The 10,609-nt window shown below is 67.7% G+C and carries 10 protein-coding genes; 3 read left to right on the forward strand and 7 right to left on the reverse strand.

Annotation, left to right across the window (positions count from 1 at the left end; all coding sequences use genetic code 11):
• Positions 1–28 precede the first annotated feature (28 nt).
• The 5 genes from AAHM44_RS05215 to nadB all read right to left on the reverse strand — a co-directional run bounded on the left by AAHM44_RS05215 (position 29) and on the right by nadB (position 5,847).
• Positions 29–646, reverse strand: coding sequence for a hypothetical protein (locus AAHM44_RS05215; RefSeq protein WP_269573287.1), 618 nt, complete (start codon positions 644–646; stop codon positions 29–31).
• Positions 647–710: 64 nt separating this feature from the next.
• Positions 711–1,403 carry a 2OG-Fe(II) oxygenase gene (locus AAHM44_RS05220; protein WP_342249275.1) on the reverse strand — a complete coding sequence of 231 codons (693 nt, stop codon included), beginning with the start codon at positions 1,401–1,403 and terminating at the stop codon, positions 711–713.
• Between the two features lie 55 nt (positions 1,404–1,458).
• Complete coding sequence (locus AAHM44_RS05225) at positions 1,459–2,580, reverse strand: serine hydrolase (protein WP_446745958.1); 1,122 nt, start codon at positions 2,578–2,580, stop codon at positions 1,459–1,461.
• 232 nt (positions 2,581–2,812) lie between these two features.
• Positions 2,813–4,189, reverse strand: coding sequence for a hypothetical protein (locus AAHM44_RS05230; protein ID WP_342249277.1), 1,377 nt, complete (start codon positions 4,187–4,189; stop codon positions 2,813–2,815).
• A gap of 53 nt (positions 4,190–4,242) precedes the next feature.
• Positions 4,243–5,847 carry an L-aspartate oxidase gene (gene nadB / locus AAHM44_RS05235; protein ID WP_269573283.1) on the reverse strand — a complete coding sequence of 535 codons (1,605 nt, stop codon included), beginning with the start codon at positions 5,845–5,847 and terminating at the stop codon, positions 4,243–4,245.
• Between the two features lie 64 nt (positions 5,848–5,911).
• On the opposite strand from nadB, the gene AAHM44_RS05240 reads away from it, so the two are divergent.
• The gene (locus AAHM44_RS05240; protein WP_342249278.1) at positions 5,912–6,820 is read left to right on the forward strand and encodes an alpha/beta hydrolase family esterase; all 909 of its coding nucleotides are present in this window, start codon (positions 5,912–5,914) and stop codon (positions 6,818–6,820) included.
• Positions 6,820–7,293: a hypothetical protein gene (locus AAHM44_RS05245; protein WP_342249279.1), complete on the forward strand. Its 474-nt coding sequence runs from the start codon at positions 6,820–6,822 to the stop codon at positions 7,291–7,293. Before AAHM44_RS05240 ends, AAHM44_RS05245 begins: the two co-directional genes overlap by 1 nt.
• 600 nt (positions 7,294–7,893) lie before the next feature.
• On the opposite strand, the gene AAHM44_RS05250 is transcribed toward AAHM44_RS05245, so the two are convergent.
• Complete coding sequence (locus tag AAHM44_RS05250) at positions 7,894–8,817, reverse strand: ABC transporter ATP-binding protein (RefSeq protein ID WP_342249280.1); 924 nt, start codon at positions 8,815–8,817, stop codon at positions 7,894–7,896.
• A 37-nt stretch (positions 8,818–8,854) separates the two neighbouring features.
• Positions 8,855–9,946 carry a sensor histidine kinase gene (locus AAHM44_RS05255; protein ID WP_269573279.1) on the reverse strand — a complete coding sequence of 364 codons (1,092 nt, stop codon included), beginning with the start codon at positions 9,944–9,946 and terminating at the stop codon, positions 8,855–8,857.
• 114 nt (positions 9,947–10,060) lie between these two features.
• Between AAHM44_RS05255 and AAHM44_RS05260 the strand changes: the two genes are divergently transcribed.
• Positions 10,061–10,294, forward strand: coding sequence for a zinc-finger domain-containing protein (locus tag AAHM44_RS05260; protein ID WP_269573278.1), 234 nt, complete (start codon positions 10,061–10,063; stop codon positions 10,292–10,294).
• Positions 10,295–10,609 lie beyond the last annotated feature (315 nt).

The raw sequence follows: 10,609 nt of genomic DNA on the forward strand, positions 1-10,609 counted from the left end.
GCCGAGCCGGTGCGCCGAACAAAGCCCCTCAGGCCATTACGATATTTTGCAGGGTGAACTGGAAGGGCGAGGCCTCGTCGCCCGGGCCACTGCCGGTCATCACGATATCGGCGCTGGCGATGCCGAGCAGCGAGATCTCGCTATTGTCCTGCGCCACGCTGATCGGAACCGGCGAATCCGCCGGCGTCATATGGGAGAAGGTGCCGATCCAGAGCCGGGGTTCCAGCACGAACTCGGCCCTTGCCCCCGGATGGATGACGGCACCGCCCGAATATAGCCTGCCGTCCTTGTAGATCTGCGCGGTGATCGCTCCGCTCGGCAGGGTATTGATCAGCTCGATTGCCTGGGGGTTGCTCGCCGGACCAGTCATCTGGATCGTGTCACCGGCATTGGTGAAGGTCGCTGTGAAGCTCTGGCCGGGCTCGGCCGGCAGGCGCGGCGTGTAATTGCCGTCGCTGTCGAGATAGCTGATCTGCGAAGCCGCCGGAACGGTGAAGGGGTGATTGCTGCCCGGCCCGCAATTGCGAATCACCTTCCAGGCGGCTGCGGGACCCGCTTGGGCAGGGGGCAGGTTCTCCGAATAGAACAGTACCTGCGTGTTGTGGGTGTCGTTCGATCTGTTGATGAAGTTGAGCCGGATATCCACGCGACGAGCTCCCCCGGAAGTTTCAGGGACTATCCGGCGCTTTCGTTACGCTGGCGAGTCGAGATTACACCGAATCATGGAATATCACCCCGAGTACATGCCGACGCCCGACGCGGATTTCGCTGACGCCATGACGCATCGCCACGCGGTAATCGCCCCGGCTGCCGCGCACTGGGCGCTGGTTGACCGCGAAGACCACCGCATCGCCCTGGCGTAGCGGCACCACAGAGACACGCGATTGCATGCGCGGGCGTTGCTCGGTCAGCACGAACTCGCCGCCGGTAAAGTCTTCACCCGGCGCGGAGAACAGCACCGCGAGCTGGAGCGGGAAAACATGTTCGCCATACAGGTCCTGGTGCAGGCAGTTGTAATCGCCCGGACCATAGCGAAGCAGCAACGGGGTAGGGCGGCGCTGCCCCGCTTCGTGGCAGCGCGCGAGAAAATCTCCATGCGCCGGCGGGAAACGCTGCTCGATTCCCATCCGGTGGTTCCAGAGATTGGCGATCGCGGCGAGCGGCGGATAGAGCCCGGTCCGCAGCTGCGCGACGATGTCCGGCAGCGGATAGGAGAGATAGCGATATTCGCCGCGGCCAAAGCCGTGCCGCGCCATCACCACCCGGCTGCGGAAGCCGGCTTCCGCATCATAGAGCGCGGCGGTTCCGGCGCATTCGGCGGGAGAGAGCAGGCCGGGCAGCACGGCCCAGCCCTGTGTGTCGAGCGATGCGGCGATCGCGGTCCAGTCGAAACGGTCAAGCATGGCGCCGGGCTAGCGGGTTGCAGCCCCGCGCGCCTTCCGCCGCTTGCGCCCGAACTTACTTGCCGCTGGTGAAGGCCTTCCATGCCGGATCGGCAGTGTCCTGCACCGGCGGCGTGCTGCCATGATGCGCGACGATCGCCTGCGCCACCTGCTGCATCAGCATCTGGCGCTCGCGGATCGGGCGGCGAGTGTCGCCGATCATCACCGCCAGCGCATAGGAAGTGCCGTCCGGCGCGGTGAGGATGCCGACATCGTTGAAGCCCGCGGTGCGCGAACCAAGGTCCTGGCCGGTCCCGGTCTTGTGGCCATAGACCCAGCCGGCAGGCACCGCGCCATGCACGCGGTAGCGCCCGGTCTTGGCGCCATCCATCGTCCGGATCAGCCAGGCGGTCGAGGCCGGCGACAGCAGTTCGCCGCGCTTCAGCCGGGCGAGTGCCACCGAGATGCCGGCAGCCGCCGCGCCATCGGGCGGATTCTTCACATAGGATTCGTAGGCCGCGAGCCGGACTGCCGGCGACAGGCGCGAGCGGGCGACCATGAAGGCGTTGCCCATCGAATATTCCTGCTTCCACTCCAGCCCGGCAGTGCCTGCCTGGAGCAGGCGCTCGCCGGGGCCGAAGCGCACGCCGGTGATGCCCTTGCGCGCCAGGAAGGCGCGGATGGCGTCCGGCCCGCCGACCAGCCGGAGCAGCTTGTCGTTGCAGGTGTTGTCGCTCATCTGCATCGCGCGGCGCACGATCTCGCCGACCGTGGTGGTATAGCCCTGGTCGCCCTTGACCAGCGCGGCGATCGGCTGGTGGAACAGGGTGAAGTCGGCCTTGGTGATGGTGATCGGGTCTTCGAGGCGGATCTTGCCCTGGTCGATCTGGTCGAGCACCGTCATGGTGACCCAGAGCTTCGACACGCTCTGCTGCGGCATCGGCCGCGCGGCGTCGTTCGAGGTGACGATCCAGCCGTCCCGCACATTGGTCACCGCCACGCCGACCAGGCCGTCGAAATTGCGGGTGATGCCGTCGATCGCGCTGACCAGCCCCTGCGGTGCGGGCCTGCTCGGCTTCCAGGTGGCTGCGGTCGGCTTGGCGCTGCCTTCCCAGGGGAAGGCCAGGCTCACGCCGTAGCTGGCGGGCGCGAAGGTCGCGAGCGAGGGATCCCCGTGCACCGTGCAGCCGACCAACATCGCCGGGCCAAGGCCCGCGATCGTCACTGCCCGTTGAAATCTCGAGAAGTCCTCGAACTTAAACACTTTTACCCGACCCTTTACCCTTGTGGAATCATGTAGCGGATGTGCGTATCGCGAAAGGCCGCGCTATCCCGGGTTGCGACGAATGCCAGTCTTGTAGCGGTGAAGCGTGAACATCGCGGAAACCGGATGCGCTTTTTGGCCAGAACGCAGGGAAAATCCTGAGGTTTCAATTGCCGCCGGCGGCGAGCCAGGCGTTGAGACTGGTCGCGGCCGGATCCGGCGTGCAGCTGCCGATGCGCCGCGCGACGCAGCCCGGCGCATCGGTGATGCCCGGCGCGGCACAGCTTTCGAGGCGATATTGGCGGGGCAGCTCGGCGACATGCGTACGCGGTGCAACCACTACGTCGAATGCATCGGCGCGCCGCCGGGCTTCCGCCGGCGTCCCGATCACATAGATCGGGGTATCGCGCCGATACAGCGCATAGGCGCCGGCGACCGTGTCGCGCGGGCGATAGAGCGCGAGGCCGCAGGTCGCGGGCGGCCGGCCAGCGCGCTCCAGCGCGGCGGCGAGATCGGCTTCCATCGTCCAGTTCGGCCGGAAATGCCCCATGGCCAGCGCCGCCGAGGTCCCGCCCCACAGCAAGAGCGTGCCGGCGGTGGCCAGCGCCAGCCGGCGGCGGGGCACGCGGCGCAACAGGTCGGCGCTGCCGATCGCCGCCAGGATCACCAGCAGCGCGGTGCTCGCCAGCACGAAGCGATATTCCTTGTGGCCGATCAGCGAGTGGAAACCGAGATGGACCAGCGCGATCCACAGCAGCGCCGGGTAGCGCTTCGCCCCGACCCAGGCGAGCAGCAGGATCGGCGCCATCGCCAGATACCAATACCAGGCGATCAGCTGCAGGTAGCCGGTGACCGGCATGACGCCATACACTTTGGCGCGTCCCTCGACGATATTGATCCGCGCCGCCTCGATCATCCAGCGGAAGGGCACCGCGCCCATGGCGAGATTGGCGAGGGCATCCACCGCCAGCGCGCCGCACCCACCCGCGATCATCGGCAGCCAGGCACTCTTCCAGTCCTTCCGCGCGGTCAGGATCGCCAGGGTCAGCAGGGCGGGGGCGTATTGGATGCGCGCGACGAAGCAGAGCCCCATCAGCAGCCCGGCAAGGGCGAACTGGCGAGGTCTCGGCCGGTCCCGCGCGAGCAGCAGCCAGACCGCGCCCATCAGCAGCGCCAGCCCGATCGGCTCCGAAAGCGCGCGCGGGGCGAAGAACACCAGCTCGAACCAGGTCGCCGCGACGAACCCCGCGACAATGCCGTGCAGCCGCGACAGTTTGAGCCCCAGCGCGACAGCGGCACCGACGATCACCAGCGATAGCCCCGCCAGCGTCAGCCGCACGAGCAGCAGGTGCAAGGTCGTATCCGGCGAGACCGCATGCCCCAACTCCATCGGCACGCTCAGCAGCTCGGGGATCAGCCAGCTGCGCAGGCCGGCGCGATAGTCCCAGGTCTGCACCCAGGGCCCGGCGACCAGATGCCAGGCGGGCTCGAGATATTGCCAGATCTCGTCGAACCAGCCGACCATGAAGGGGATTGAAGCCACGGCACGCAGCAGCGCCGCCAGCGCGATCGCCCCCCAGAAGATCCTTTTGCCGCTCAGGGCACCAGCACCGTGTCGACCGCCTGCGGCAGCGTCTCGGGATAGTCGAGGTTGTAGTGCAGCCCGCGGCTCTCCTTGCGGTGGAGCGCCGAGCGCACGATCAGGTCGGCGCTTTCCAGCAGGTTGCGCAGCTCGATCAGGTCGGGCGTCACCCGGAAATGGCCGTAATAGTCCGCCACTTCCTCGCGCAGCATCTTGATCCGGTGCGCCGCGCGCTCGAGCCGCTTGGTGGTGCGCACGATGCCGACATAGTTCCACATGAAGCGCCGGATCTCGGTCCAGTTCTGCTTGATCACCACTTCCTCGTCGGAATCGGTGACCCGGCTCTCGTCCCAGGGCCGGATCGCCGGCACCGGGTGCAGCGCGTCCCAGTGCGCGGTGATGTGGCGGGCCACCGCCTCGCCGAACACGAAGCATTCCAGCAGCGAGTTCGACGCCAGGCGATTGGCGCCGTGCAGCCCGGACTGGGTGACTTCGCCCGCCGCATAGAGATTGGGCAGGTCGGTGCGCCCGTCGCGGTCCACCATCACGCCGCCGCACGTATAATGCTGGGCGGGGACGACCGGGATCGGCTCGCGGGTCATGTCGATGTCGAGGTCGAGCAGCCGGGCATGGATCGTCGGGAAGTGATGCTTCACGAACTCGGCGCCCATATGGCTGATGTCGAGATGGACATAGTCGAGGCCGAGCCGCTTGATCTCATGGTCGATCGCCCGCGCCACGATGTCGCGCGGCGCCAGCTCGGCTCTGGGATCGAACTCCGGCATGAAGCGCTTGCCCGCTTCCTCGCCGGCATCGGGGGGCAGCAGCAGCCGCCCGCCCTCGCCGCGCACCGCCTCGGTGATCAGGAAGTTCTTGACCTCGAGATTGTAGAGGCAGGTCGGGTGGAACTGCATCATCTCCATGTTCGAGATGCGGCAGCCCGCGCGCCACGCCATGGCGATGCCGTCCCCGGTCGCGCCCCTCGGCGCGGTCGAGAACAGATAGGTCCGCCCCGCGCCGCCGGTCGCCAGCACGGTCGCCCGCGCGGTGAACAGCTCCACGCGGTTCGTTGCCCGGTTGAAGGCATAGACGCCCCAGACATTGCCCGCGCCCGAATAGCGCTCCTCATGCCGGCTGGTCGCCAGGTCGATCACCACCTGGTCGGGCACCAGGGTAATGTTCGGATGGGCCTGCGCCGCCTTCAGGAGCGCCGTCTGCACCGCCAGGCCGGTGGCGTCGTCGACATGGACGATGCGGCGATGGCTGTGCCCGCCCTCGCGAGTCAGATGCAGCGCGCCGCCCTCGGTGTTGAACGGCACCCCCAGCTCGGCCAGCCGACGGATCGCCGCCGGTGCGTTCTCGACCACCATCTCCACCGTGGCGCGGTCGTTCAGCCCCGCGCCGGCGATCATCGTGTCTTCGATATGGCTCTCGAACGTGTCGCCGGGCTCGAGCACCGCGGCGATCCCGCCCTGCGCCCAGGCGGTCGAGCCCTCGGCGAACCCGCCCTTGGCGAGCACGGTAACCTTGAAACGCTGGGCCAGGTTGAGCGCGGCGGTGAGCCCCGCCGCACCCGATCCGATCACAAGAACGTCGCTGCTATGGGGATCGTCCGACATGTCTCTTCCGCTGGTTCCTGCCCGGACTAGGCGTTAGGCAGGGGTGCTGCAACGGGAGAGAGACATGCGCCGCCAAAGCCTGGGTTTAGTCATGGCCGCCCTGGCCGCCTTCGGCGCGGCCCCCGCGGCCGCCAAGGGCTGCACGCTCGGTGCCGTCGGCCAGACGGTGCAGCTGCGCATCGGCGATACCGGCCGCGCCGCGATGCTCCATCTCCCCACCAACTTCTCCCGCGCCCGTCCGGCGCCGCTCGTCCTGCTGCTCCATGGCAGCGGCGGCACGGGTGCCGCGATGCTGGAGAATTCGAAGCTCGCCACCGCGGCCGACGCGCACGGCTTCATCGTCCTCGCCCCCGATGCCGGCATCCCGCTGGAAAAGGGCTATGTCTGGAACATTCCCGGCGTCCCCACCGTCTCGGGCAGGATCCCCGGCCCGGGCGATGCCGATGACGTCGCCTTTCTCGGCAAGGCGATCGACTGGCTCGCCGCCAATCGCTGCATCGATACCAGCCGCGTCTATGCCACCGGCCTGTCGGGCGGCGGCCGGATGACCAGCTGGCTCGGCTGCGTCGCCGCCGCGCGCTTCGCCGCGATCGCCCCGGTGGTCGGCCTGCGCGCCGGCAATCCGCTGGCGAGCGACAAGCGCGTCCCCGATCCCGCCACCTGCCAGCCGTCCCGGCCGATGCCGGTGATCGCCTTTGCCGGCGATGCCGACGGCACCAATCCGATCCAGGGCGGTGGTGCCGGCTATTGGCAATATACGATGGCGACGGCGCTGCGCCGCTGGGCCGATCTCGACCTCTGCCGCACCGGCCCGGTCCAGCGCGACCTGACCGACAAGCTCTACGAGGTCCGCTATGCGAACTGCCGCGCCGGCACCGAAGTCGCCGGCCGGATCACGCGTGGCGCCGGCCATGTCTGGGCGGCGGACAATGACGCGATGTGGGCCTTCCTCGCCCGGTACCGGCGCCGCTGATGGACGAGGCGAAGCGCCGCGAGATCGCCGCCCGGCGCGAGGCGATGCGCGGGCGGATCAGCCGCGAGGAACAGCGCGCCGCCCTGTGGGGCGATGACGAGAAGCTCGCCGCCGCCGGCACCCCCTTCCGCCTGCGCTACCGCGACGACGAGGACCGGCCGGACTGGCGCGGCGACTTCGTTCCCGCCGGTATGTTCCATCTCGACTGGAGCGCGATCCCGCACATTCACGAAACCATATTCGAGCACGAGCGCCCCGATTTCGCCCGCGCCGCGCTCGCCGCGCGGATCGGCCCCGACGACTTGCTCTGGGTCATCCCCGGCAACGGCCTCGCCCCGATCATCGAGATCAGCCGTGCCGGCTTCGACCTGCATGCCGGTATGCTGATGGAACTGGGCTCGGAAATGTGGCTGTCCCGCGCCTCGGACTGGCTGATCGAGTTCCGGAAATGGGACGTGCGGATTGCCGGTTAGAAGCAATCCGGCTCCTCGGCGTTCGCAGGGGAACAGGGTTTCTCTGCCTTCCCGCTTGTGAGCCTGGGCCCCGGCGTTCGCCGGGGAACAGGGGCGAAGCCTCACCCATTCGCCGCCCGGGTCAGGTTCAGGAACCCGTCAGATACGCCTCCCGCATCCAGGCGTCGACGATGCCCAGCCCGGCTCCCTGCATCCGGCCGCGTATCGCCGGATTGAGCAACTCGAAAATAGATATGGAATCGTCTGCTGTGGAGGGTGTATTATGCGGAAGCAGCTTAGGCAGAATGCTTCTGCTGTTTTCCAAAAATAAGCAAAGGAATTGCTTATGTATTATGCGAGGTGTTCAAATGACTATTTGTGTTTCTATTGCAGTCGCGCTTGGTAGTTTTAGTTATAAGTGGTTCTTGGGTAGCGTTCTTCTGGTCTTGCTGAGGTGGAGTCTTGACCGGATTCCCGGCGGCGGGAAGTAATTGACCATCGGCATGCCGGGGCGGGACGCCGCTTTCGGCATATGGCTGCCGCGGCAAGGCGCGGGAGGCGGGCGGACTGGCCCGTTGCCGGGCAGAGGCCCTGCAACGGGCCTCGCGCACGAAGGCGGCGTCAGCCGTTCGCCGCCCGGGTCAGGTTCAGGAACACGTCCTCCAGGTCCGCCTCACGCGTCGAGACATCGACGATGCCGAGACCCGCGCCCTGCACCGCGCCCAGCACTTCGCCGGCATTCGCCTGGTCCTTGCGGTAGGTGATGACCAGGGTGCGCTCGCCCTTCATCTCCACCTTCTGGAAACAGGCATTGTCCGGCACCGTCGCCACGTCGCGGTCGACGGTGACTTCGACCACCTTTTCCTGCGCCATGCCCACCAGCTCGCGGGTCGGCTTGTTGGCGATCAGCTTGCCGTGGTTGATGATCGCGATCCGGTCGCACAGCTGCTCGGCTTCCTCGAGATAATGGGTGGTCAGCACCACCGTCACGCCGCGCTGGTTGAGCTCGCGGACATAGGCCCAGAGCTGCTGGCGAAGCTCGACGTCGACACCGGCGGTCGGTTCGTCGAGGACGAGCACGGGCGGCGAATGCACCATCGCCTTGGCGACCATCAGCCGGCGCTTCATCCCGCCCGAGAGCGTGCGCGAATAGGCGTCGGCCTTGTCCTCGAGGTGGACGGCGCGCAGCAGCGCCATCGCGTCGAACTTGTCCCGGGGCACACCGTAGAGCCCGGCCTGGATCTCCAGCGTCTCCTTCGGCGTGAAGAAGGGATCGAAGATGATCTCCTGGTTGACGATGCCGATGCTCGCCTTGGCGTTGCGCGGGTGCGCATCGATGTCGAAGCCCCAGATCGACACGTTGCCGCCGGTCTTGTTGACCAGCCCCGCCAGGATGTTGATCAGCGTCGACTTGCCCGCACCATTGGGGCCGAGCAATCCGAAGATCTGCCCGCGCGGCACGTCGAAGGTCACGCCGTCGAGCGCGCGCTTGCCGCCCTGATAGGTCTTGCAGAGAGAGTCGATCGCAATGGCCGCCTGAGTCATGCCCGCCGCATAGACGCTTGCGCGCCCGCGGCAAAGGTCAGGCGGCGTGGACCGCTGCGTTTGCCTCGGCCAGCGGCAGCCGGATCGTCGCGCGATAGCCCTGCTCGATCGGCGCCCCGTCCAGCCGGGCGGCGGCGCCATAGAGCATGCCCAGCCGCGCCCTGGTGTTGGCCAGGCCGATGCCATGGCCGGGGCGGGAAGGGGGGCGCCGGGGGCCGGCGCCGCGATTCTCCACGATCAGCAGCAGCGCATCGCCCTCGCGCCGCGCCGCGATGTCGAGCGTCGAATCGCCAGCGGTGGCTTCCACGCCGTGCTTGATCGCATTCTCGACCAGCGGCTGGAGCAGGAAGCTCGGCACCTGCTGGCCCAGCATCCCCGGCTCGGCGGCGATCGACACCTGGAGCCGGCTGCCGAAGCGCGCGCCCTCCAGCTCCAGATAGCGTTCCACCGTCTCCAGCTCGTCGGCCAGCGGTACCATGCCGGTATCGAGGTCCATCGTCGCGCGCAGGAAGCCGCTCAGCCCTTCCACCATCTGGTTCGCCTCGCCGATACGCTCGGTGAGGATCAGGCTGGAGATGGCGTTGAGCGAGTTGCACAGGAAATGCGGGTTGAGCTGCAGGCGCAGCAGGTTGAGCTCGCTTTCCAGCCCGGCGACGCGGGCGGCGGCGAGCTCCTGCTCGCGCAGCCGGATACGGCGCACCGTGCCCAGGATCACGAACAGCGCGGCGGTGCAGCCGTCGATCAGGAAATAGATCACCGTCACCAGCAGCAGCGATTGCGGCGAATGATCGGGCACGCGCGTGTCCATGAAGGCATGGACGAAGAACTGGCCGCCGAAATCGGCCGCCATCTGGAGCAGCGCGGTGACCAGCAAGGCGGCGAGGCCCAGCGGCAGCGCGATCCACAAGGGCCGGCCGCTCGCCCAGCGCAGCGCGAGATAGATCAGCGATGCGAGCAGGATCGCCGCCAGCGTGCCCCAGATCAGCGTGATCCATTCGCCCAGGCCCGCCATCTGGCCGGAAACCGCGATGCCCGGCACGATCACCGACAGGGCGGCGGCCCAGAGCACGATGGTAAGCTGCGCCGCCTCGCGGGGCGCGGGCGCGACGATCTCCAGGGTAGGGGACATACCTCTTCCGTTTCTCGACGCGGGGGTGCCTATAGGGGATAAGCCACCACGCTGTCATCCCGCCGGGTCATGCTGTGCGTTGCGAGCGGCGATGCGCGGCGTTATAGGCGCGGCATGACCGCGCACCTGCCCGAGCTTATCCGCACCGCTTCCGCCCGCGTCGCCTGTGACGGCACCGGCCCCGGCCTGCCCGCCGCCCTTGGCCATCCGCGCGTGTTCCTCCAGATCGACGAGCATGGCTATGTCGATTGCGGCTATTGCGATCGCCGCTTCGTGCTGATCGGCGGCCCGGCCGACGGCGCCGACCAGAGCCAGCTTCCCGATCACCCGGCTGGCGCGAGCGTCTAAGCACAAATCCGGCGCATTGTTGTTTCAGCTGTTCCCCGGCGAAGGCCGGGGCCCAGCTGCAATGCGCGTTGTGAGGGCGGACCGTGCTCTCGATTGGCGTCGAGACTGGGCCCCGGCCGTCGCCGGGGAACCTAAGGGGCGCACTATGTTGCACTCTCGCCGACGTGACTCTTCGCCGAAGCGACCTATATTCCCCGGATGAGCATCCCGACCGATCCGCGCAGCTACATCTATCGCGACAGCCTCGATCCCGAGACGGCCGCGAAGCTCACCGCCGAGGCGCTCGCCCCACCCGCCGGTGGCGAGCGCGATATG

This window comes from Sphingomonas sp. OTU376, from assembly GCF_038440415.1.
GTDB lineage: Bacteria > Pseudomonadota > Alphaproteobacteria > Sphingomonadales > Sphingomonadaceae > Sphingomonas > Sphingomonas kyeonggiensis_A.

Excerpts from the sequence above, each read along its gene's own strand:
- AAHM44_RS05220 (WP_342249275.1), bottom strand. The coding sequence starts at position 1,403 with ATGCTTGACCGTTTCGACTGGACCGCGATCGCCGCATCGCTCGACACA.
- AAHM44_RS05225 (WP_446745958.1), bottom strand. The coding sequence starts at position 2,580 with ATGTTGGTCGGCTGCACGGTGCACGGGGATCCCTCGCTCGCGACCTTC.
- nadB (WP_269573283.1), bottom strand. The coding sequence starts at position 5,847 with ATGTCGGACGATCCCCATAGCAGCGACGTTCTTGTGATCGGATCGGGT.
- AAHM44_RS05240 (WP_342249278.1), top strand. The coding sequence starts at position 5,912 with ATGCGCCGCCAAAGCCTGGGTTTAGTCATGGCCGCCCTGGCCGCCTTC.
- AAHM44_RS05245 (WP_342249279.1), top strand. The coding sequence starts at position 6,820 with ATGGACGAGGCGAAGCGCCGCGAGATCGCCGCCCGGCGCGAGGCGATG.
- AAHM44_RS05250 (WP_342249280.1), bottom strand. The coding sequence starts at position 8,817 with ATGACTCAGGCGGCCATTGCGATCGACTCTCTCTGCAAGACCTATCAG.
- AAHM44_RS05255 (WP_269573279.1), bottom strand. The coding sequence starts at position 9,946 with ATGTCCCCTACCCTGGAGATCGTCGCGCCCGCGCCCCGCGAGGCGGCG.
- AAHM44_RS05260 (WP_269573278.1), top strand. The coding sequence starts at position 10,061 with ATGACCGCGCACCTGCCCGAGCTTATCCGCACCGCTTCCGCCCGCGTC.